General features: G+C 63.2%; 20 protein-coding genes (1 of these 20 cut by a window edge). 11 read left to right on the top strand and 9 right to left on the bottom strand.

Features of this window, described 5'->3' with window-relative positions:
* Positions 1-79 carry the 3' end of a hypothetical protein gene (locus tag BRA1253DRAFT_RS19865; RefSeq protein ID WP_007597276.1) on the top strand. 512 nt of this gene lie to the left of the window's left edge, so the window shows 79 of its 591 coding nt (coding positions 513-591); the start codon falls outside the window, past its left edge; its stop codon occupies positions 77-79.
* Positions 80-333: 254 nt separating this feature from the next.
* On the opposite strand, the gene BRA1253DRAFT_RS19860 is transcribed toward BRA1253DRAFT_RS19865, so the two are convergent.
* A complete protein-coding gene (locus tag BRA1253DRAFT_RS19860; protein WP_007597274.1) occupies positions 334-1,422 on the bottom strand; it encodes a TRAP transporter substrate-binding protein in 1,089 nt (362 codons plus the stop codon).
* 289 nt (positions 1,423-1,711) lie between these two features.
* On the opposite strand from BRA1253DRAFT_RS19860, the gene BRA1253DRAFT_RS19855 reads away from it, so the two are divergent.
* Together BRA1253DRAFT_RS19855 and hisN are read left to right on the top strand one after the other, a co-directional pair.
* Positions 1,712-2,797: an NAD-dependent epimerase/dehydratase family protein gene (locus BRA1253DRAFT_RS19855; protein ID WP_007597273.1), complete on the top strand. Its 1,086-nt coding sequence runs from the start codon at positions 1,712-1,714 to the stop codon at positions 2,795-2,797.
* Between the two features lie 730 nt (positions 2,798-3,527).
* Positions 3,528-4,313 carry a histidinol-phosphatase gene (gene hisN / locus BRA1253DRAFT_RS19845; protein WP_007597271.1) on the top strand — a complete coding sequence of 262 codons (786 nt, stop codon included), beginning with the start codon at positions 3,528-3,530 and terminating at the stop codon, positions 4,311-4,313.
* A gap of 130 nt (positions 4,314-4,443) precedes the next feature.
* Here the strand turns inward: hisN and BRA1253DRAFT_RS19840 are convergent, their stop codons facing one another.
* Positions 4,444-5,094: an HAD family hydrolase gene (locus BRA1253DRAFT_RS19840; protein WP_245285948.1), complete on the bottom strand. Its 651-nt coding sequence runs from the start codon at positions 5,092-5,094 to the stop codon at positions 4,444-4,446.
* Between the two features lie 199 nt (positions 5,095-5,293).
* Here BRA1253DRAFT_RS19840 and BRA1253DRAFT_RS19835 point away from each other — a divergent pair, with 199 nt between their 5' ends.
* Together BRA1253DRAFT_RS19835 and BRA1253DRAFT_RS40500 are read left to right on the top strand one after the other, a co-directional pair.
* The gene (locus tag BRA1253DRAFT_RS19835) at positions 5,294-5,740 is read left to right on the top strand and encodes a GNAT family N-acetyltransferase (RefSeq protein ID WP_007597269.1); all 447 of its coding nucleotides are present in this window, start codon (positions 5,294-5,296) and stop codon (positions 5,738-5,740) included.
* A 122-nt stretch (positions 5,741-5,862) separates the two neighbouring features.
* Positions 5,863-6,396 (top strand): 2'-5' RNA ligase family protein, encoded by a 534-nt coding sequence (locus tag BRA1253DRAFT_RS40500; protein ID WP_007597268.1) that lies wholly within the window; start codon positions 5,863-5,865, stop codon positions 6,394-6,396.
* Positions 6,397-6,496: 100 nt separating this feature from the next.
* On the opposite strand, the gene BRA1253DRAFT_RS19825 is transcribed toward BRA1253DRAFT_RS40500, so the two are convergent.
* The 5 genes from BRA1253DRAFT_RS19825 to BRA1253DRAFT_RS19805 form a co-directional block, all read right to left on the bottom strand.
* The gene (locus BRA1253DRAFT_RS19825) at positions 6,497-7,825 is read right to left on the bottom strand and encodes an NAD(P)H-dependent oxidoreductase (RefSeq protein ID WP_007597267.1); all 1,329 of its coding nucleotides are present in this window, start codon (positions 7,823-7,825) and stop codon (positions 6,497-6,499) included.
* Positions 7,826-7,962: 137 nt separating this feature from the next.
* On the bottom strand, positions 7,963-8,763 hold the full coding sequence (locus tag BRA1253DRAFT_RS19820; protein ID WP_007597266.1) for a phytanoyl-CoA dioxygenase family protein: 801 nt from the start codon (positions 8,761-8,763) through the stop codon (positions 7,963-7,965).
* A 137-nt stretch (positions 8,764-8,900) separates the two neighbouring features.
* Positions 8,901-9,575, bottom strand: coding sequence for a GntR family transcriptional regulator (locus BRA1253DRAFT_RS19815; RefSeq protein WP_007597265.1), 675 nt, complete (start codon positions 9,573-9,575; stop codon positions 8,901-8,903).
* A gap of 197 nt (positions 9,576-9,772) precedes the next feature.
* Complete coding sequence (locus BRA1253DRAFT_RS19810) at positions 9,773-10,585, bottom strand: alpha/beta fold hydrolase (protein WP_007597263.1); 813 nt, start codon at positions 10,583-10,585, stop codon at positions 9,773-9,775.
* Positions 10,586-10,587: 2 nt separating this feature from the next.
* Positions 10,588-11,406 carry an alpha/beta fold hydrolase gene (locus BRA1253DRAFT_RS19805; protein WP_007597261.1) on the bottom strand — a complete coding sequence of 273 codons (819 nt, stop codon included), beginning with the start codon at positions 11,404-11,406 and terminating at the stop codon, positions 10,588-10,590.
* Between the two features lie 137 nt (positions 11,407-11,543).
* On the opposite strand from BRA1253DRAFT_RS19805, the gene BRA1253DRAFT_RS19800 reads away from it, so the two are divergent.
* Positions 11,544-12,086 (top strand): methylated-DNA--[protein]-cysteine S-methyltransferase, encoded by a 543-nt coding sequence (locus BRA1253DRAFT_RS19800; RefSeq protein ID WP_007597259.1) that lies wholly within the window; start codon positions 11,544-11,546, stop codon positions 12,084-12,086.
* 17 nt (positions 12,087-12,103) lie between these two features.
* On the opposite strand, the gene BRA1253DRAFT_RS19795 is transcribed toward BRA1253DRAFT_RS19800, so the two are convergent.
* Both BRA1253DRAFT_RS19795 and BRA1253DRAFT_RS19790 read right to left on the bottom strand, forming a co-directional pair.
* Positions 12,104-13,648, bottom strand: a complete 1,545-nt coding sequence (locus BRA1253DRAFT_RS19795) for an acyl-CoA synthetase (RefSeq protein WP_007597257.1) — start codon at positions 13,646-13,648, stop codon at positions 12,104-12,106.
* A 187-nt stretch (positions 13,649-13,835) separates the two neighbouring features.
* Complete coding sequence (locus BRA1253DRAFT_RS19790) at positions 13,836-15,008, bottom strand: acetyl-CoA C-acetyltransferase (RefSeq protein WP_007597256.1); 1,173 nt, start codon at positions 15,006-15,008, stop codon at positions 13,836-13,838.
* A gap of 233 nt (positions 15,009-15,241) precedes the next feature.
* Here BRA1253DRAFT_RS19790 and BRA1253DRAFT_RS19785 point away from each other — a divergent pair, with 233 nt between their 5' ends.
* From BRA1253DRAFT_RS19785 to BRA1253DRAFT_RS19765, 5 genes are all read left to right on the top strand, one after another.
* Entirely contained in the window at positions 15,242-15,820 is a 579-nt protein-coding gene (locus tag BRA1253DRAFT_RS19785) for a TetR family transcriptional regulator (RefSeq protein WP_245285947.1), read from the top strand.
* Between the two features lie 56 nt (positions 15,821-15,876).
* Complete coding sequence (locus BRA1253DRAFT_RS19780) at positions 15,877-16,635, top strand: SDR family NAD(P)-dependent oxidoreductase (RefSeq protein ID WP_007597254.1); 759 nt, start codon at positions 15,877-15,879, stop codon at positions 16,633-16,635.
* A gap of 187 nt (positions 16,636-16,822) precedes the next feature.
* Positions 16,823-17,629: an enoyl-CoA hydratase/isomerase family protein gene (locus BRA1253DRAFT_RS19775; RefSeq protein ID WP_007597253.1), complete on the top strand. Its 807-nt coding sequence runs from the start codon at positions 16,823-16,825 to the stop codon at positions 17,627-17,629.
* A gap of 43 nt (positions 17,630-17,672) precedes the next feature.
* Positions 17,673-19,544, top strand: coding sequence for an AMP-binding protein (locus tag BRA1253DRAFT_RS19770; protein WP_007597252.1), 1,872 nt, complete (start codon positions 17,673-17,675; stop codon positions 19,542-19,544).
* A gap of 27 nt (positions 19,545-19,571) precedes the next feature.
* A complete protein-coding gene (locus tag BRA1253DRAFT_RS19765; protein ID WP_007597244.1) occupies positions 19,572-20,699 on the top strand; it encodes an acyl-CoA dehydrogenase family protein in 1,128 nt (375 codons plus the stop codon).
* Positions 20,700-20,807 lie beyond the last annotated feature (108 nt).

The following is a 20,807-nucleotide window of genomic DNA, read 5'->3' as shown; positions in this document are numbered from 1 at the left end:
CGAGAACAATGCCAACATCGATGTCGTCGGCAAGTACTACGACAAGCTGGTCGCAGCCCTGGGTGACGATCAGAATTGAGGACGCAACTCTCTTGTCCCGGACGCGCTGCAACGCGGAAGCGTTGCTGCGCAGAGCCGGGACCCAGAGGCCACGGGATCGTCATCGGCATGGGCCCCGGCTCTGCAATGCATCGTCGAAGAGACGCTGCGTTGCGTCCGGGGCACGAGAGCCCAACTCGCTTCGCTCCGTAATCGCCATCATCGCTGCAACAAAAAGCCCCGGAGACATCTCCGGGGCTTTCGTCGTTTCGACGTTACGCGACGCTCAGCGTCTCACGTCCGTGTCCGCATCCGCATCATGAAACTGTCGAAGCTCAGCTCGGCGACCTGCATCCAGGCCAGCGATTCGCTGCGGAAACCAGTCAGGCTCGCATACATCTTGCCGAAATGCGGATTGGTCTTGGCGAGATCGGCGTAGATCTCGTTGGCCGCGCCATAGCAGCTTTCCAGCACTTCCTGCGGGAACGGCTTCAGGATCGCGCCGGCCACCAGCAGACGCTTCAGCGCCGGCGGATTGACGTAATCGTATTTGCCGGTCACCCAGGTGAAGGTATCGCGCGACGCGGCGTCGACCGCGGCCTGATAGTGCCTCGGCAGCGTGTTCCACTTGTCGAGATTGATGATGTTGTGACCCTGGCCGGTGCCTTCCCACCAACCGGGATAGTAATAGTACTTCGCGACCTTCACGAAGCCGAGCTTCTCGTCGTCATAGGGCCCGACCCATTCGGCGGCATCGAGCGTGCCCTTCTCCAGCGCGGGATAGATATCGCCCGCCGCGATCTGCTGCGGCACGCCGCCGACCTTGGCGATGATCGTGCCGGCAAAACCGCCGACCCGGAATTTCAGTCCCTTGAGATCGTCGATCGACTTGATCTCCTTCCGGAACCAGCCGCCCATCTGCGCGCCGGTCGACCCGGTCGGAATGCCGATGGTGTTGTATTCCTTCAGCAGATTGTTGATCAGGTCCTGGCCACCGCCCCACTGCAGCCACGAAATGTGCTGCCGCGTGTTCAAGCCGAACGGCAGCGACGTGCCGAACGTGAAAGCGGGGTTCTTGCCCCAATAGTAGTACAGCGCGGTGTTGCCCATCTCGACCGTGCCGTTTGCGACGGCGTCGAGCACCTGCAGACCCGGCACGATTTCGCCGGCGGCGAATGGCTGGATCTGGAAACGATTGTCGGTGATCTCGGCAACGCGCTTGGCGAAATATTCGCAGCCGCCGTAGAGCGTATCCAGCGCCTTGGGCCAGCTCGCGGCATATCGCCATTTGATCTCGGGCATCGACTGCGCGATCGCCGGCGCAGCGACGGCACTTGCGGCCAAGCCCAATCCGCCTGCCGTCAGGAATTTACGACGTTCCATGCGCTTCCCTCCGCTAAGTCGATGCTTCGACCAGGGAACGATCTTGGTGTCGTCTTGTCTTCGTCGACGCTCGACGTTTTCTGTTGAGACGTTGTGGCGTTTCCGAACGGCCCTTGCGGGCACTCGTTGATGGAATTCCGATCGTTGCGGTTCCGCGCGCGAGGATGACCGGACGCTTCGCCAGAATCAAGCCTCATGGGCGCCTCGCAGGTGCGAACGCCAGCCTGACGCAAGTCGGGCTGGCACGCGATCTGCTATTCCGTCGCGCAAAAACCAGGGAGGCTCGCGCATGACGGGCAAGACGATCGTGGTCGCCGGAGCGAGCGGTCTCGTCGGCAATGCCGCGTTGCGACACTTCGGCATCTCGAGCGGGTGCGATGTCATTGCCCTGTCCCGGCGGAGGCCGCGCGACCGCTACGGCGCCCGTCATGTCCCGATCGACCTGACCAGCGCAGCGGATTGCGGCCGCGCCGCCTCGGAACTGAGCGGCGCGACGCATCTGATCTACGCTGCGCTCTACGAGGCGCCGCAGCTCGTCGACGGCTGGCGCGACCCGCAGCAGATCAAGACCAACGATTTGATGCTGCGCAATCTGATGGGTGCGCTCGAGCCGGTCTCACCCGGCCTCAAGCATGTCGCCCTGTTGCAGGGCACCAAGGCCTATGGCGTCCACGTTCGCCCCCTGACCGTGCCGGCTCGCGAAGGCCGTTCCGAAATGTACGAGCAGCCCAATTTCTACTGGGCGCAGGAAAACTTCTTGCGCGAACTGCAAGCCGGCAAGGCTTGGCATTGGAGCATCCTGCGGCCGGTGCTGATCGTCGGCCTCGCCATGGGCGGCGCCATGGACCTGATCCCGCCGCTCGGCGTCTATGCCGCGATGCTGCGCGAGCAGGGCAGGCCGCTGGATTACCCCGGCGGCGCCGCGCGGGTGGCGCAGGCTGTCGATGTCGACCTCCTCGCCCGCGCCATCGCCTGGTCGGGCGAGGCCGAGGCCGCGCGCAACGAAGCCTTCAACGTGACCAATGGCGACGTCTTTACCTGGGAGAACATCTGGCCTGCGGTCGCCGATGCGCTGGAGATGAAGCCAGGCAAGCCGGTCCCGCTGTCGCTCACCAGGGAGTCTCCATCCTGGGTCGCCCCCTGGGATGCGCTGCGGCGCAAGCACGACCTTGCATCGCCAGCGCTAGTGGAATTCGTCGGCCTCTCATTCCAATACGCCGATTACAGCCTGCGCTACGGCCACACTGAATCCGGTCCGCCCTCGATCGTCTCGACCGTGAAGATCAACCGCGCCGGCTTCACCGAGATGATGGATACCGAGGACATGTTCCGGAAGTGGTTCAGGCAGGCGAAGCAAGAGCGACTGCTTCCCTGACGCACAACCAAAGCCGATATTCCGGGACGGTTGCGCAGGTCAGATTGTGACCCGGAGCGGTCCCCCGGCCGAGCCGGTTCGAACGGCTTCAAGTCTGGCTTTTGGTGGATTGTTTTGTCGTTCGCGATCCGGCCGTTCTTCTGTTTGCGTCGATCAACTGCGCCGGAAATTTAGAAGTCGCCGTTTGACCGGTGCAGACAGGCACGCTGCGTGCTTCATATGAGGGAATTTATGGACGCTGGTGGCTGAGAAAAGGATTGCGGCGTGCCGTACTGGGTCAAACGAATTCTCCTGAAATCGGGAGACCTTGTGACCGAGAAGGAGCTTGGTCGCGATGAGAACTATTTTCAGGGGCCCGCGCCCATCGTGGGCGATGTGATAAACGTTCGCTGCCACGGTAGGAATTTCGACGCTAAAGTCGTTTGGGGGAATTGGCCCGGGAGAAATCATGCAGCGGAGACAGTTGTGCCGCTCCGGGTCGAAGAGATTTAGCGTGGCTGCTGTTGGCCGCATAGCGGGCGTATCCGCCCAAAGTGCAATAGCGGCTTTTGACCCGTTTGAGACATCGCAGCCCATCTTAACGGTGCCATTTTCGTTTGGTCTCACCCTGGTCTAGCGGGTCCCGGCGCCGACCTTCAAGATCACCACCGTCCTGTTTTATACGTGTTTATAGGGTGTAGTTCGACGCCATCCGGATACGATGGCGCTGAGCGTGCAATGGAGATATTTGATGCCGAAACTGCCGGGCGCCGATTTCCTTCATCGATTGGCAGATATCGCCGATCGCGAAACCTTGCCGCGCTTCCGAACCGACCTTGCCGCCGATTCCAAAACTGGGGAGGCTTACTTTGACCCGGTGACCGAGGCTGACCGGGAAGCCGAGATTGCGATTCGAGCAGTGATCGAAACCGAATATCCCGACCATGCCATTCTGGGCGAAGAATTCGGTCTAACCGGAAGTGGCTCTTACCGCTGGGTCTTGGACCCGGTGGATGGGACTCGTCCCTTCATCTGCGGCCTTCCTGTCTGGGGCACGCTGATCGGTCTCACCGTCGATGGCCGAGCCGAACTGGGAATGATGAGCCAGCCCTTCACGAGTGAGCGTTTCTGGGCCACTTCCGATGGGGCCTGGTGCGAACGTGCAGGCAAGCGCCAACGACTGTCCACGCGAGACGTCGGCACCCTGTCGCGGGCTATCCTGCATACGACTTCGCCTGAGCACTATCATGGTGAGCTCAAGCAGGGCTTTGATCGCCTTTCCGCTTCGGTCCGGATGACCCGCTACGGGGGCGAATGCTATGCTACGGCAATGCTCGCTGCTGGCCGTATCGACCTCGCCGTCGAACCTTCGCTGCAGCCCCACGATATCGTCGCGTTGATCCCGATCATCGAAAAGGCGGGGGGAGTGGTGACGCGGATCGATGGCGGGCGAGCTGAGGAGGGTGGCCCGGTCTTAGCTTCGGCAACTGCCGGTCTTCATACACAGGCCCTTCACCTCCTCAATAGCGGAGGTTAGCGCGCGGACTTACAGGCTAACGAAGACGGATCTGCTGTCGATTAGAGAAATACTGGTGGCCCTTAGCTGACCCATCGCGGCATGGTTCGAGGCCGGTTTTGACCCATACCGGAGGTAGCCCATTTAGCGATCATCCAACACGATCTTGCAGCAAAGCCGGAAGGTCACTCATTCGATGGAAAAGGTTTCCGCAGATTGCTCCCAGTTGCAGTCCAGTTTCCGGATCGCCGCCGGTAAAACCTAAGACCCGCATCCCTGCGGCCTTTGCTGCCTGAACTCCGGACACCGAGTCCTCAACGACGATGCAGCGTGAAGGGTGAACGCCCATCGTTTGCGCCGCGTGCAGGAACAGGCCTGGATCTGGCTTCCACGAACCCACCTCGTAAGCGCTAAATATGCGCCCCTCGAAGCGGCCCAGCAGTTTCGCCAGTCCCAGTGTGTGCGTGAGCTTCGCCATCGGCCCGTTTGACGCTACACAAATGGGATCGGTAATTTCAGCTAATGCCGCATGGATTCCGTCGATCGGCTTCAGTTCGGCATCAAACGCAAATGCGGTTGCTCGTCTGACGTCGTCAATGAAGGTTTCACGAACGTCTCGACCCAACCGGCGCTCAATTGCTCGTACGCAATCCGTCATCTTTAGCCCTCGGAAAGACCGGATAGCCTCCTCCACACTAATCGCGGCTCCTTCCTCCGATGCTGCTTTGGCCAAGACGGTCACCGCAATGGTCTCGCTATCGACCAAAACGCCGTCCGAATCAAAGATAATTAGCTCTGTCACGCCGAGGTCCAAGTGGGAACAGTCTTGCGATGTCACGGAGTAGAGCGACATTCGATGCTACGCGCAATCGTCGTTTTGCGACAGTCGGCGGCAGAACTCGGCGTCCCGCGCGTCTGCGCCTCAGCGTTCGCCCTTGGCACCCCATCTGGTATTCTTTGCCGCATGAAGCCCCATTCGTATTGATCCAAGGGACTAGCACATGAAAGAAGCCATTATCCGTCGTGCAACAGAACACGATCTCTCGGAAGTTCTGAACCTTTACAGGCATCTCCATCCGCACGAAGCTCAACTGGAGCCAGCTACGGCTGAGCGCGTCTGGTCCAATCTGCTTTCATCGGGGTTTATGACTGTGATCGTGGCGCAAGCAGGTGAAAAGCTTCTATCGTCGTGTACGCTCGCAATTGTGCCCAATCTGTCTCGGAGCGGCCGATCATATGGCGTCATTGAGAATGTAGTCACCCACGCCGACCATCGCAAATCAGGGCTCGGGCGACGGGTTCTCACCTATGCGCTTGAGATCGCATCGCAGGCCGACTGCTATAAGGTCCATTTGGCGACGGGGTCCAAGCGTGAGACGACCCTGCGCTTCTACGAGCGAGCAGGATTCGAACGAGGCGGCAAGACTTACTTCGAAGTGCGGCCGTAGGTGTCATTGGCCCTCCGATGTGCTTGGGGACGTGTCGGGAAAGCAGCGGCCAGATGGATACAGAATTGGGCGAGCACTGAGCGAGTTGCTGTGCGCGCCTAGGCGCTGTTAGTATTGCGCCCATGCCGTTCGCCATTACACTCTGCTTAGACCCCATCAGCGCTGTTCCTATCGAGGCAATGTGGCGCAAGCTTGCGACCAGCGGAATCGATGCCGATCGCTACCAACTTGGGTACGCGCCGCATATTACCCTGGCGATCTACCCGGACGAGACCCCCCTCAAGAGGCTACACACCGCGCTAGAAGATACCTCTCGAAATTGGGAGGCCCTCCCGATGAGCTTGAGCGGATTGGGGGCTTTCCCGGGTAACGGCACCGTTCTATGGGCCGTGCCGATCGTGACGCGCGATTTGCTTGCGCGGCATCAGGCCATACAAACCGCACTTCCCGATCTTAAAGTTGATGCGCATTATCGACCGGGAGCTTGGGTGCCGCACGTGACGTTATCGGCAGCTTTGCCCGACCCGGGGCCGGCTCTCATGGCTCTCCTATCAAGCTGGGAACCAACCACCGGCTTTCTCGATCGCGTGGAATTGGTGCGTTTCCGTCCCGTCGAAGTGCTGTACAGCTCGGTGTGCCGGCAAAGCGATTCGTAACTCAGGATGTCGCTTCTTCCCATAGCTTCCCTGAGTCGATCTTCAGCTTGAGTCCGCAAAGCGTCGGACAGCGGAGTAGGCCGCATCAATGAATCTCGATCTATGAGTGCGCGGCCTGCTCTGCGCTTGCAAACGCCGCCTCCATCGCCCGCCGCGTCCTGATCGTCTCGTTGCCCGCGTCAAACTCGACGTCGCTCCAGCGCACGATTTCGCCATGGGCGAGGTCGTGCTTCAGCCTCACGCGATGCGCCAGCCCGATCGGCAGCGCGCCGGCCTTGAGGCTCGCGGCCGCCGGCACCAGCTTGCCCCACACCGTGTAGCCGCCTTCGCCGTCCAGCATCTCGCCGGCGCGCAGATTGCGTTTTGCCACGGAGGCGACGTCGCCGCGGAAGCCATGGGGTTGCCCCGTCGGCTCGCCCCGCAGTGCCGCCGACAGCACCGAGATGTTCAGCTCGAGGCCGATCAGATGATAGGGCTTGTACATCGCCGCGTACCGTCCGCTGCCGTCGGTCTTGAGGCCGTATTGCCTGAAGCAGTCGGCGGCGTAGTCGTTCGGCGCCTCCAGCACGACGTAAACGCCCCAGCGCAGATCGCGAAACACCGGCCTTCCGTCGCGCTCGAGCGAGGAGACCACTTCCACGATGCCCGATCGCTCGAGCACGCCGCCTCTGCTGCGCGGCCGCATGATATGCGGGAGGTCGTCGACCCCGCAGGGTGGAAACAGCAGGCCCTCCGCAGGCACGTCCAGTCCGCAGGCGTTCGCAATCGCGGCCATCTCGATCGCCGATTTGGTGCCGTCGAGGAAGGAGTTGAACATCTGCGGATTCATCCCGGCCGATTGCGCCTCGCCCGCGGTCAACCCGTAATGCTGCCAGACGCTGTCAGGCGTCACGTCGTGATAGGCCGGCAGATATTTTGTCCCTTTGCCGGCGGCTACCACGTGAAAACCGGTGGCGCGGGCCCAATCCACCATCTCCGCGGTCAGCGCCGGCTGGTCGCCATAGGCGAGCGAATAGACCACGCCGGCTTTGCGGGCTTCCTCGGCGAGCAGCGGGCCCGCCAGCACGTCGGCCTCGACATTGACCATCACGATATGCTTGCCCGCCGCGATCGCGGCACGCGCATGCTTGATGCCGGCGGCCGGATTGCCGGTCGCCTCCACCACCACGTCCATCGCGCCGCCCGCAATCGCGCGCGCGCCGTCATCGGTGAAGACGGTGGCGGCGATGCGGGCCTCGTCCCACCCGACCGTGCGGCAGGCCTCGCGCGCACGATCCCGGTCGATGTCGACAATGATGGGAACCACGAGCCCCGGCGTGTGCGGCACCTGCGCCAGAAACATCGAGCCGAATTTGCCGGCGCCGATCAGCGCCACACGGACGGGCTTGCCGGCGGAAGCGCGAGCCTGGAGGAGGCGGAAGAGGTTCATGGGGCTTGTCCTAAGCGCAACGATTGAAGCTCGTCATTCCGGGGCGCGCGAAGCGCGAGCCCGGAATCCATCCATCCGCGACTTCTGCGGCCTGATGGATTCCGGGCTCGACGCTACGCGCCGCCCCGGAATGACGCTTACTCCGCCGCCTGCCGCGGCGCACGGGCGAGCCGCACCAGCGCGTCGTCCTCCACCGTCTTGATCGGCGCGAAGTCGCGATGCGCGATGTACTCCGGCCGCGTCGGGGTTCGGATGTAGTTCGAGACCGCGTTCAGCGTCAGGTACACGATCTTGCGCGGATAGGGCGTGATGTTGCCGGCCGAGCCATGCACGAGATTGCCGTGGAACATCAGCATGCCACCGGGCTTGCCGGTCGGCGCCACGATGCCGCCCTGCTTGACCAGCCGTGTCACGGTCTCCTCGTCCAGCGTCCACAGCGGATACGAAGTCGTCGCAAGGTCGTGCGAGGCCTTGAGGTCGCCGGCGTTCTGGCTCTGCGGCACCAGCATCAGCGGGCCGTTGATTGGCATCACCTCGTCGAGGAAGATCGCGATGTTCATCGCGCGCGGCTCCGGCATGCCGTCGTCGCGCTTCCAGGTGCCGTAATCCTGGTGCCATTGCCAGACGTCGCCGGTGAAGGCGGATTTTGCGTTGATCTTGAACTGGTGCATGTAGACCTGCTCGCCGAACAATTGCTCGACCGGGTCGATCATGCGCGGATGCGCACCCAGAATGCCGAACGCCTCGTTGTAGAGATGCGCGGCAAAGGCGGTGCGCGGCGCGCCGCTCTTCTCGCGCCAGACTTCCGGCCGGTTCGCGTCATAGATGGCAACCGCCTCGCGCGCGAGGAGATCGACCTCCTCCGGGCTGAACAATTCCGGCAGGAACAGCCAGCCCTCGCGGTGGAAGAACTCCAATTGCTCCTGGGACAGTTTCATGGCGCGTCCTCCTTTGGTTTGTTTCTTGTCATTCCGGAGCGCGACGAAGTCGCGAACCCGGAATCTCCGCAGCATAGGCCGTCCGATGGATTCCGGGCTCGATGCTGCGCATCGCCCCGGAACGACAGCGTGTGCGGTTACGCCGCCTCTTCCGTCGCCCTCAATCTCTCTTCGGTCATTCGTCCCGCCGTCTGCGCGTGCGCAAGCGCCGCACGCTCGGCCGCCTTCGCGTCGCCCGCGAGAATGTGTCCGGCAATGTCGGCATGCTCGGCCCAGGCGCTGCCGCGATAGTCGAGTTCGGACAGCACCGTCGCCATCGAGCGGCGCATATGCGGCCATTGCGGCGTGATCGTCTCCTCGATCACGGGATTGCCGGCGAGCCGATAGATCGCGCGATGAAACGCGACGTCGAGCGCAATCAGCTCGGCGAGCGCGGTCTTGCCGTCGATCCCGCGTCCGGCGGCGAGCGCCGCCTCCAGCCGCGCGCGTCCCGCCGCATCGCTTGCGGCGCGCTCGCCGGCAAGCCGCGCCGCCAGGGCATCGATGGCTCCGCGCACCTCGTAGAGCTGGCGGATGCGTGCGGGATCGAGCTGGGTGACTTCAAAACCGCGCCGGCCGCTTTCCGCGACGAGCCCCTGCCGGTGCAGCAGGTGTAGCGCATGCGACACCGGCTGGCGCGACACGCCGAGCCTGTCGGCGAGCTCGTTCTGCCGGATGCGCTGGCCGGGCTGCAGCGTGCGGTCGGAGATCGCCTCCAGGATCCGCGCATAGACCTGGTCGATCAAGTTCGGAAGCGGGTCGAGGGGGATCACGCCGGCAGCTCCCAGAACGGCAACAGGGAATACGGAATTCCGTATTCAAACGTACGGCGCGAGGGCGAGGGCGTCAAGCGCGGCCAAGGGGGCGTCCGACCTCGTTTTTTGCGCTTCGCCAAGCCCTTGATATTGCTAGGGTCGGCTACTGTGCATGGGGTTGTTTTCGAGGAAAAAGAAAAAGAGGGGTGACGCACCTACTCCGCCAGGAACGCTTTCATCGCCGCGCCGAACTCCAGCGGCGCCTGCTCGAACATCCAGTGCCCGGCATTGGGGATCACGGCCGTCTTCGCCCCAGCGATGTGCTCGGCCAGCACGCGCCACATCACCGACAGGCTCCCCGTCGTCGCGCCGCCGCCGATCAGGAGCGTCGGGGTCGTGATCGCTTGCGCATCCGCGAGCGTGTAGGGCCTGCGCTGCTCGTTGATCTGGCCGAGCAAGGTGATCGCGTTGTCGCGCAATTGCTGCTTGGCCGCCGCCGGCACGCGCCGCCACGAGCCGTCGCCTTCGATGCCTTCATAGAAGTTCTGCAGCGCACCTTCGATGTCGCCGGCACGGATCATCTCGACCGAGCGCGCTGTGCGCGCGGCCAGCGGCGGATGTGTGGGCGTGCCGGCGGGCACCGGCAGGCTTGCATCGAGATCGCCGCCGGGCTCTGCCAGCACCAGCTTGCGCAACAGATCGGGCCGCTCTTGGGCCACGCGAAACGCGATGTGGCCGCCGCGCGAATGGCCCATCAGATCGACCGGCGCGGGTTTGACCTGCTCGATGAAAGCGATCACGTCAGCGACGTGTTGGGCCATCTTGTAGTCGTCGCCGACGGCATCCCAATGCTCGGGAAAGAAATGCCGCAGGCTGACCGAGATCACGCGATGCGATTTCGACAGCGGGCCGAGCACTGGATACCAGGTGCGGAAATCGCCGAGCGTGCCGTGCACGCAGACCAGCGGATGGCCCTCGCCGACTTCGAGATAGGCCATGTCGTAACCATTGACGCGAAATGTCTGCATGATCAGCCCGCCAGAAAATCCAGCACCACTTCGGAGTATTTCTGCGGCGCCTGCTCGAACATCGGGTGCGTCGCGTTCGGGATGACGGCCGTCCTGGAATACGGCACATGCGCGGCGAGCGCATGCAGTACCTTCGGCAGCAGGCCCTTGGTTCGCGCGCCCAGGATGAACAGCGTCGGCATCTTGATGGACTCCGCGTCCGCCTTCGAGAACGGCGGGCGGTCGTCGCGGACCTGGCCGATCAGCGTGAACGCATTGTCACGCAGATTCTGCTTCACCAGCGCCGGCAGCCGCGGCCAGGTGCCGGCGCCTTCCAGCGTGTCCACGAACACGGCGAGCCCGCCGTCGACATCGCCCGCCGCGATCTTCTCGGCGGAGGCCTTGAACCGCGCCAGCAACGGCGAGGGGCCGCCAACGTAATCAGGATCGAGGCTCGCATCGAGCTCGCCGCCGGGCTCGGCCAGCGCCAGCCGCCGGAGCAGCTCCGGCCGCCGCTGCGCCACGCGGAAGCAGACGTGCCCGCCGCGGGAATGGCCCATCAAATCGATCGGGCCAAGGTCAAGCTTGTCGATGAAGGCGATGACGTCGTCGACATGCTGGGCGATCGAATAGGTGTCGCCGACGCCATCCCATCGCGCCGGGAAGAAGTGCCGTAGGCTGACGCAGATCAACCGGTGCCGCTGGGAGAGCGGCCCGAGCACGCAGCCCCAGACACGGAAGTCGTTGAGCGAACCATGCACGCAGACCAGCGGCGGCCGGCCTCGGTCTTCGCCCACGTCCAGATAGGGCATGTCGTATCCGTTGACGTGGAGGCTTTGCATTGCGGGCTCGCGAAAGGGGAGGCGGAACTCCTGTGCAAGATTCCCGGAAACCGGGTGGATCGCAACTATTTCCAAGCCTAGATTTGAGCTCAGTTCACATTGGGGCATGCGAGGGAACGCAAGCCAGGGACCAAGCCATGACCGACCAGCATTTTGCCCTGTTCGATAGCAAGATCGGCCTTTGCGCCATTGCCTGGGGTCCGCGCGGCATCAACGGCACGCAATTGCCGATGGGTGGTGAGCAGAAGATCCGCACCCGCATCAGCCAGCGGCATGCTGACGCCAGCGAAGCCGAGCCGACTGCCGAAGTGCAGCAGGCGATCGATCGAATCACAAAGCTGCTCGCGGGCGAGCCCGATGACCTCACCGACATCCCGCTCGACCTCGACGGCGTGCCCGACTTCAACCGCGGCGTCTACGCGATCGCCCGCACCATTCCGCCGGGCAAGACCGTCACCTATGGCGACATCGCCAAGCAACTCGGCGGTGTCGAACTGTCGCGCGACGTCGGCCAGGCGCTCGGCCGCAACCCGTGCCCGATCGTCGTGCCCTGCCATCGCGTGCTGGCGGCCGGCAACAAGCCCGGCGGCTTCTCCGCCAATGGCGGCGTTGTGACGAAGCTGAAGATGCTCGAGATCGAAGGCGCGCTGGTGAACCACACGCCGAGCTTGTTCGATTGAGACGATGAGGCGGCGGGCTAGATCTTCGCCGCCGCCTTCGGCCAATATTTGTCGCGCAAATGCCGTTTCACCAGCTTGCCGGTGGGCGTGCGCGGCAGCTCGGCTTCGAAATCGATCGAGCGCGGGCATTTGATCGTCGACAGGCGGCTCTTGCAGTAGGCGATCAGGTCGGCCTCGAGCTCGCTGCCGGCGCGCTTGGGATTGTGCGGTTGCACCACGGCCTTGACCTCTTCGCCCATCTCCTCGTTCGGCACACCGAACACGGCGACGTCGGCGACTTCAGGATGGGTGATGAGCACGTCCTCGGTCTCCTGCGGGTAGATGTTCACGCCGCCGGAGATGATCATGTAAGACTTGCGGTCGGTGAGAAAGAGAAAGCCGTCCTTATCGAGATAACCGACGTCGCCGAGCGTCGACCAGCCCTTTGCGTTGTAGGCCTTCTTCGTTTTCTCGGGATCGTTGTGATAGGTGAACACAGGCGCATCGGCGAAATAGACCGTGCCGATCTCGCCCGTCGGTTGCTCCCCGTCGTTCTCGTCCAGAATCTTGATTTTGCCGACCACGGCGCGGCCGACGCTGCCGCGGTGCTCCAGCCATTCCTTCGAGTTGCAGACGGTGACACCGTTGCCTTCGGAGCCCGCGTAATACTCGATCAGGATCGGCCCCCACCATTCGATCATCTTGGCCTTGACCTCGACCGGGCAGGGCGCGGCGGCGTGGATCGCGCCCTTCAGCGTCGAGACGTCGTAGCGGTTGCGGACCTCGTCCGGCAGCTTCAGCATGCGCACGAACATGGTCGGCACGAGTTGTGACTGTGTGACCTTGTATTTTTCGACCAGCCTCAGGAAATCTTCGGCGTCAAAGTGCTCCATGATGATGGAGGTGCCGCCGAGCACGATCGCCATCATGTTGAAGCGCAAGGGAGCGGCATGATAGAGCGGTGCCGGTGAGAGATAAATAGTCTCGGCATTCATGCCGCACATGTTGGCGCTGAGCACGCGCAGAAGCGCGTTCGGCTCGTCGATCGGCTTGCCCTCGAACGCCTTTTTGATGCCCTTGGGTCGGCCGGTGGTGCCGGACGAATACAGCATGTCATAGCCGGCGACCTCGTCGGCGATCGGCGTTGTCGGCTGGGCGGCCGCTTCCTTGTCGTAGGAGCGGAAGCCGGCTTGCGGCTCGTCCATCATGTAGAAGACCGGCTCGCCGGCTGCACCCTTGATCAGGGCCTTGATCTGGTCGGCGCATTTCGGTGTCGTGATCACGACCTTGGCGCCGCAATCGGCGATGATGTAGTCGATCTCGTCCTGCTTCAAATAGCGGCTGATCGCGGTGTAATAGAGCCCGCTGCGTTGCGCCGCCCAGCAGATCTCCATGAAGGCGAGGCGGTTCTCCATCAGCAGCGCGATGTGGTCGCCGGCCTTCAACCCGAGCGAGCGGAACAGGTGCGCGCCCTGGTTCGAGAGCTCGTCGAGCTCGCGATAGGTAATCGCCTTGCCGGTCCCGGCCATTTGATAGGCGATCTTGTTAGGTGTGGCGCGAGCGTGGATGGAAGGGTGAGTCATGGTCGAGATCTCTCAACAAGAAAAGTGTCATCCCGGCGAAGGCCGGGATCCATAACCACCAGTCTAAATTTTTGAAGCACGCTATCGCCCAAGCCCGGCATAGCCAAAGACTGCTGTGGTTATGGGTCCCGGCCCCCGTGCGCAATTGCGCACTAGGCCGGGACGACACCATTAGCGACGCAGCGGCTTACAGACGCTCCACGATCGTCACATTCGCCATGCCGCCGCCTTCGCACATGGTCTGCAGGCCATAGCGCTTGCCACGCTGATGCAAGGCATGCACCAGCGTCGTCATCAGCTTGGTGCCGGAGCCGCCGAGCGGATGGCCGAGCGCGATGGCGCCGCCATTGACGTTGAGACGTTCCGGATCGGCGCCGGTGGTCTTCAACCACCCCGTCGGTACCGAAGCAAAGGCCTCGTTGACTTCGAACAGGTCGATATCGTCGATCGTCATGCCGGCCTTTTCCAGCGCGCGCTTGGTGGCGTGCAGCGGAGCATCGAGCATGATCACGGGATCGCCGCCCATCATGGTCATGTGGTGGACGCGCGCCAGCGGCTTCAGGCCAAGCTGCTTGAGGCCACGCTCGTTCACCACCATCACGCCGGAGGCGCCATCGCAGATCTGGCTGGCGCTGGCCGCGGAGAGCTTGCCGTTCTCGGCGATCAGCTTGACGCCCTTGATGCCGTCGAGCGTGGCGTCGAAGCGGATACCCTCGTCGATGTGGTGGGTGTCCTTGGAGCCGTCGGCGCGGGTGATCTCAAGCGGCACGATCTCTTTCTTGAAGCGGCCGGCCTGGGTGGCCGCGATCGCGCGCTGATGGCTGTTGTAGGAGTACTCGTCGAGCTCATCCTTGGAGAGGCCGTACTTCTCGGCCATCATCTCGGCGCCGGTGAACTGGCTGAACACGATGTTCGGATAACGCTGCTCGATGCCCGGGCTCTTGTAATTGCCAAAGCCGTTCTTGGCGGGAAGCTGCGACGACAGGCCCATCGGTACGCGCGTCATCGATTCCACGCCGGCGGCGATCACCACGTCCATCGCGCCGGACATCACGGCCTGGGCTGCGAAGTGCAGCGCCTGCTGCGAGGAGCCGCACTGGCGGTCGATCGAGGTGCCCGGCACGCTCTCCGGCAGCTTCGAGGCCATAATCGCGTTGCGCGCGACGTTGTTGGACTGCTCGCCGACCTGCATGACGCAGCCCATGATCACGTCCTCGACCAGCGCAGGATCGACCTTGGTGCGGTCGACCAGCTCGTCCAGCACCTTCGCGGCGAGATCGGCCGGATGCCATCCGGCGAGGCGGCCCCCCTTGCGCCCGCCGGCGGTACGCGCAGCGGCGACGATGTAAGCCTCGGCCATGTCGGTTTCTCCCTGGATTATTTTGAACGGTTGGTTGTCGGGGCGGATTTAAGGGGCGACGGGTTGTTTAGTCAATCGATCAATTAACTCTTGTGGGGAGGCGCTGCTTGGGCTTATCTGCGGCCGCTCTCGCGCCAAGATCAGGGATCTCCGTGACTACCAGCGTACCGAACAGGCTCCCCAGCGGAAAGAATTCCACGGCAGAGAAATTGCTCGTGGCCGCGAGCGAGCTGATGATCGAACGCTCCTCGATCGAGATTTCGCTGAGCGACATCGCCCAGAAGTCCGGCGCCAACGCCGCGCTGGTCAAATATCACTTCGGCAACAAGGACGGCCTGCTGTTGGCGCTGCTCGAGCGCGACGCGGGGACGGAACTGTCCAATCTCGAATATCTGCTGGCTCAGTCGATCACGCCGACCGCGAAGCTGAAGCTGCACATCGGCGGCATCATCCGCGCTTATCACCGGTTTCCCTACATGAACCGGCTGATCCACTATCTGTTGCACGAGAGCGTCGCGGGCTCCGCGGACGAAGTCTCGAAATTCTTCGTCGCGCCGCTGCTGGATTTCCATCGCCGCCTGCTAGCCGAAGGCGTCAGTCAGGGCGAATTCCGCGCCACCGATCCGGTGTTGTTCTACACCAGCCTGATCGGCGCCTGCGATCATTTGTTCTTCGGCCGGCACGCGATGTCACGCGCGACCGGCGTCGGCCCGGTCACCGACGACGTCTGCCGGCAATATATCAAGCACATGGAAACGCTGATCTGCGGCGGCATCCTCACGCAAGGCGAGGAAGCTGCCGCGGCCGGATGATCCGGCCAGAACGCAGAAGTCTAGAGAAGAAACGCCCAAGGAAAAGGTAGCTTACGATGCAGTTGAAAGACGTTGCCGTTCTCATCACCGGCGGTGGGTCGGGCCTCGGTGCCGCGACCGCCCGCGCCATGGCCGCCAAGGGCGCCAGGATCGGCGTGATCGATCAGAGCAAGGAAAACGCTGAGAAGGTTGCCGCCGAAGTGAAGGGCATCGCGCTTCACGCCGATGTCACCAGCGAGGAGCAGATCAAGGCGGCGATCGCCAAGGCGGAAGCCGCGCACGGCGTCGCGCGCGTGCTGATGAACTGCGCCGGCATCGGCGGATCGCAGCGCATCGTCGGCCGCGACGGCGTCTACCCGCTGGAAAAATTCGCGCGCATCATCAACGTCAATTTGATCGGCACCTTCAACTGCCTGCGTCTGTTCGCCGAGCGCCTCGTCACGATCGAGCCGGTCGGTGAAGAGCGCGGCGTCATCGTCAACACGGCGTCGGTCGCGGCTTACGAAGGCCAGATCGGCCAGATCGCTTATGCGGCGTCGAAAGGCGGTGTCGTTGGCCTTACCCTGCCGGCGGCGCGCGATCTAGCGAGCCAGAAGATCCGCGTCAACACCATCGCGCCCGGCCTGTTCCTGACGCCGCTGCTGATGGGCTTGAACGAAGAGGCCCGCAAGAGCCTCGGTGCCCAGGTGCCGCATCCCGCGCGACTCGGCGACGCCAATGAATACGGCTCGCTCGCCGTGCACATCGTCGAGAACCCGATGCTCAATGGCGAGACAATTCGCCTCGACGGCGCGATCCGCATGGCGCCGCGTTAGGGCTCTTTTTCCCTCTCCCCTTGTGGGAGAAGGTGGCGCGCGTAGCGCGCCGGATGAGGGGTCTCTATCCACGGAGACAGACCCCTCACCCAGGCGAATTCCGAGCTCACAGCGTACATGCCCTCTCCCACAAGGGGAGAGGGCGCAGCAATCGGCACCGCGAATGGCGGCAAGCACGAGGCGCCTCATGTCCCAACCGCTGCTGATCGAGCACAACGACGGCGTCGACACCGTGACGCTCAATCGTCCCGAACACCTCAACGCGCTCGATCCTGCGCTGATCGACGCGCTCAATGTCTACTTCCAGGGCCTTCAGCGCAACCGCGACACGCGCGTCGTGGTGCTGAAGGGCGCCGGCAAGAATTTTTGCGCAGGGCTCGATCTCAAGGCGGCGATGGCGCGTCGTGCCGGCCAGCAGGAGCCGCCCGGTGTCACGGAGTCGCTGGACTCGCAGCGGCGCATCGCCGACATCGTGATGCTGATGCGGCGCTGTCCGCAGCCGATCCTCGCGCTGGTACAGGGCGCGGCGGCCGGCGGCGGCTTTGCGCTGGCGCTCGCCTCCGACATTCGCATCGCGACGAGATCGGCGCGGATGAACTGCGCTTTCATCAAGCTCGGCCTTGGCGGCTGCGATATCGGGACCAGCTATTTCCTGCCACGCCTTGTCGGTGTCTCCGTTGCCTCGGAGCTGATCCTCACGGGACGCTTCATCGGCGCCGAGCGCGCACTCGCGGTCGGGCTGGTCTCCGAGGTCGTCGACGAGGACCAGCTCGATGAGGCCGCCGAACCCTATGTCGACGCGATGATCACGGCCTCGCCCGTGGGTCTGCGCCTGTCCAAGGAATGTCTCAACATGAGCGTCGATGCCGGATCGCTGGAAGCCGTCATCGCGATGGAGGATCGCAACCAGGTCCTGTGCAGCCGCTCCGAGGAGTTTTCGGAAGGCATCAGGGCCTTCCTTGAGAAGCGAAAGCCTGTCTATATCAGGCGCTGAACGATGAAGATCCGCCAAGGACAGTAATTCCGGGAGACGCAAAATGAGTGGAAGCGCGGCGACGGTGATGACGAAGCCCGCCTTTCGCAAGGTCAAGTGGCTTGCGCGCGACATCGATGTCGAGCGCCGCGACGACGGCACGGTGGTGCTGAAGTCGCGCATCCCGCTGCAGACCTACGAGAAGCATATCCCGGCTTCGCTGGCAAAATGGGCGAAGGAAGCGCCCGAGCGGATCTGGCTTGCCCAGCGCGGCGGCCCGAACCGCGAATGGCGTAAGGTGTCCTATGGGGAGGCCAAGCGCACCGTCGATGCGCTGACGCAAGGCCTGCTCAATCTCGCGCTCGACGGCCGCCCGGTCACGATCCTCTCCGGCAATTCGATCGAGCACGCGCTGATGACGCAGGCCGCGATGCAGGCTCGCGTACCCGCCGCGCCGGTCTCGCCGGCCTACTCCTTGATGAGCCATGATCACGTCAAGCTGAAATATTTGTTCGACCTGATCAAGCCCGGCGTGCTGATGGTGCAGGACGGCCAGACCTTCGAGAAGGCGCTGAAAGCGCTCGATCTCACCGGCGTCACCGTCGTTCACGTCTTGCGGCCCTGCGAGGGTATCGCGAGCGTCAGCTTTGCCGCGCTCGCGGCGACGGCCGTGACTGCCGATGTCGAAACGTCGATTGCAAAGATCACGCCTGAGACCGTCGGCAAACTGCTGTTCACGTCAGGCTCGACCGGCATGCCCAAGGCCGTCATCAACACGCAAGCGATGATGTGCGCCAATGCGGCGATGATGATACAGGTGCGGCCGCGCGATCCCGGCGGTCCGATCTCGACCATGCTGGACTGGATGCCCTGGAACCACACGATGGGCGGCAATGCGGCGTTCCACCCGATCCTGGTCGACGGCGGCACACTCTATATCGACGACGGCCGGCCGATGCCGGGCCAGTTCGATGAGACGCTGCGCAATCTGCGCGAGATCTCGCCGACTTATTACGCCAACGTGCCCGCCGGCTATGCCGCGCTCGCCGCGGCCATGGAGAAGGACGAGGCGCTGTGCCGGTCCTTCTTCAAGAACCTCTCGATCATGGCCTATGGCGGCGCACGACTGCCGGATGATCTCTACGACCGCATGCAGGCTTTGGCCGTGAAGACCACTGGCGAGCGCATCGTGTTCTACACCGGCTGGGGCTCGACCGAGACCGCGCCGACCTCGACCGGCACCTATTGGGACACCGAGCGCGTCGGCCTGATCGGCCTGCCGTTCCCCGGCGTCGAGTTGAAGATGGTGCCTTGCGGCTCGAAATACGAGCTGCGTCTGCGCGGCGTCAACGTGACGCCGGGATATTTCGGCCAGCCTGACCTGACGAAGAAAATGTTCGACGAGGAAGGTTTTTATTGCATCGGTGACGCCGGCGTCTTCGTCGACGAAACCGATCCGGTGAAAGGCATCATCTTTGCTGGGCGCGTGGTCGAGGATTTCAAGCTGACCACCGGCACCTTCGTCCATGTCGGCTCGCTGCGTACAGATGCGATCGCCGCCGCGACGCCGGTCGTGCATGATGCGCTGGTCGCGGGGCAGGATCGCGCCTTCATCGGCCTGCTGGCCTGGCCGAACCTGCATGCCTGCCGCCAACTCGTCGGCAAGCCCGACCTCAGCTTCGAGGATGCCGTGAAGCATCCCGAGGTGATCGCTTGCTTCAGGCGCGGGCTGGAGGCTCACAACAACGAGTGCGAAGGCGCCAGCAGCCGCATCATCGCCCGCGCCATGCTGATGGCGGAGCCGCCCTCGATCGATGGCAACGAGCTCACCGACAAGGGCTACATCAACCAGCGCGCCGGCCTGGAGCGCCGCGCGGGGCTGGTGGAGCGGCTTTATGCCGAGAAGCCTGACCAGGACGTCATCATTCTCAAGTAATCGACATCATCAACACGGATACGCGCCATGAACTTCGATTTCTCCGACGACCAAAAGCAGCTCCGCGATCAGGCGCGCAAATTCCTCACCGAGAAGTGCCCACCCAAAGCTGTGCGCATGGTTCTCGACGGCAAGGCGCCATACGACAAGGAGCTGTGGAAGAGCCTCGCCGAGATGGGTTTTCTCGGTGTCGCCATTCCCGAGGATTTTGGCGGCGCGGGCGCCGGTCATCTCGAACTTTGCGTGATCGCTGAAGAGATGGGCCGGGCGAACGCACCGGTGCCGTTTTCCTCCACCGTCTATCTCGCAGCCGAAGCGCTGCTGATCGCCGGCAGCGACGCGCAGAAGAAGAAATGGTTGCCGGCAATTGCCTCGGGCGAGGCGATCGGAACGCTGGCGCTGTTCGAGGGCAAGGGCAATCCGTCGCCGAAGAACGTCAAGCTGACGGCTGCGAACGGCGTGCTCAACGGTGTCAAGAAGCCGGTCCCCGATGGCGCGATCGCCGACTTCGCGGTGGTCGCGGCACGCACGGGATCGAGCGGGCGCGACGGCGACATCTCCTTATTCATCGTCGATCTCAAGGACGGCGGCGTCGAGGTGAAAAGCCTGACCAACCTCGATCCGACCCGCGGACAGGCCGAGATCACTTTCAGGGATTGCAAGGCAGAGCCGCTAGGCGCGGCCGGCGAAGGCTGGAGCATCTTGACTCAAGTGCTCGATCGCGCCGCGGTGCTCTGCGCGTTCGAGCAGGTGGGCGGCTCCGACCGCGCGCTGGAGATGGGCCGCGACTACGCGCTCGACCGCATCGCCTTCGGCCGACAGATCGGCTCGTTCCAGGCCGTCAAGCACATGCTGGCAGACATGTACGTGTCGGCGACGCTGGCACGTTCCAACAGCTATTACGGCGCTTGGGCGCTCTCGACCAATGCATCCGAATTGCCGGAAGCGGCTGCAGCCGCGCGCATCAGCGCGACGCAGGCGTTCCAGCACTGCGCCAAGAACAACATCCAGGTTCACGGCGGCATGGGTTTCACCTGGGAGTTCGACTGCCACATGTACTACCGCCGTGCCAACGCCATGGCGCTCGGGCTCGGCAGCCTGTCCTATTGGGAAGACCAGTTGATCGACCGTATGCGCAAGAAGAACGCGGCGTGACGTTATCGTCATTCAGGGGCGCCGCAGAGCGGCGAACTATGATGTGCAATTGCACATCCGAGAATCCAGAGATGAGTGAATAACGTCGAGATTCCGGGTTCGCGCTTC

The sequence above is a fragment of the Bradyrhizobium sp. WSM1253 genome, from assembly GCF_000244935.1.
Classification (GTDB): domain Bacteria; phylum Pseudomonadota; class Alphaproteobacteria; order Rhizobiales; family Xanthobacteraceae; genus Bradyrhizobium; species Bradyrhizobium canariense.
The sequence above is the reverse complement of the archived record's forward strand: the minus strand, read 5'-3'. Positions and strand labels throughout refer to the sequence as shown.

Coding starts and splice junctions, on each gene's coding strand:
- BRA1253DRAFT_RS19860 (WP_007597274.1), bottom strand. CDS start 1,422: ATGGAACGTCGTAAATTCCTGACGGCAGGCGGATTGGGCTTGGCCGCA.
- BRA1253DRAFT_RS19855 (WP_007597273.1), top strand. CDS start 1,712: ATGACGGGCAAGACGATCGTGGTCGCCGGAGCGAGCGGTCTCGTCGGC.
- hisN (WP_007597271.1), top strand. CDS start 3,528: ATGCCGAAACTGCCGGGCGCCGATTTCCTTCATCGATTGGCAGATATC.
- BRA1253DRAFT_RS19835 (WP_007597269.1), top strand. CDS start 5,294: ATGAAAGAAGCCATTATCCGTCGTGCAACAGAACACGATCTCTCGGAA.
- BRA1253DRAFT_RS40500 (WP_007597268.1), top strand. CDS start 5,863: ATGCCGTTCGCCATTACACTCTGCTTAGACCCCATCAGCGCTGTTCCT.
- BRA1253DRAFT_RS19825 (WP_007597267.1), bottom strand. CDS start 7,825: ATGAACCTCTTCCGCCTCCTCCAGGCTCGCGCTTCCGCCGGCAAGCCC.
- BRA1253DRAFT_RS19820 (WP_007597266.1), bottom strand. CDS start 8,763: ATGAAACTGTCCCAGGAGCAATTGGAGTTCTTCCACCGCGAGGGCTGG.
- BRA1253DRAFT_RS19810 (WP_007597263.1), bottom strand. CDS start 10,585: ATGCAGACATTTCGCGTCAATGGTTACGACATGGCCTATCTCGAAGTC.
- BRA1253DRAFT_RS19805 (WP_007597261.1), bottom strand. CDS start 11,406: ATGCAAAGCCTCCACGTCAACGGATACGACATGCCCTATCTGGACGTG.
- BRA1253DRAFT_RS19800 (WP_007597259.1), top strand. CDS start 11,544: ATGACCGACCAGCATTTTGCCCTGTTCGATAGCAAGATCGGCCTTTGC.
- BRA1253DRAFT_RS19795 (WP_007597257.1), bottom strand. CDS start 13,648: ATGACTCACCCTTCCATCCACGCTCGCGCCACACCTAACAAGATCGCC.
- BRA1253DRAFT_RS19790 (WP_007597256.1), bottom strand. CDS start 15,008: ATGGCCGAGGCTTACATCGTCGCCGCTGCGCGTACCGCCGGCGGGCGC.
- BRA1253DRAFT_RS19785 (WP_245285947.1), top strand. CDS start 15,242: ATGATCGAACGCTCCTCGATCGAGATTTCGCTGAGCGACATCGCCCAG.
- BRA1253DRAFT_RS19780 (WP_007597254.1), top strand. CDS start 15,877: ATGCAGTTGAAAGACGTTGCCGTTCTCATCACCGGCGGTGGGTCGGGC.
- BRA1253DRAFT_RS19775 (WP_007597253.1), top strand. CDS start 16,823: ATGTCCCAACCGCTGCTGATCGAGCACAACGACGGCGTCGACACCGTG.
- BRA1253DRAFT_RS19770 (WP_007597252.1), top strand. CDS start 17,673: ATGAGTGGAAGCGCGGCGACGGTGATGACGAAGCCCGCCTTTCGCAAG.
- BRA1253DRAFT_RS19765 (WP_007597244.1), top strand. CDS start 19,572: ATGAACTTCGATTTCTCCGACGACCAAAAGCAGCTCCGCGATCAGGCG.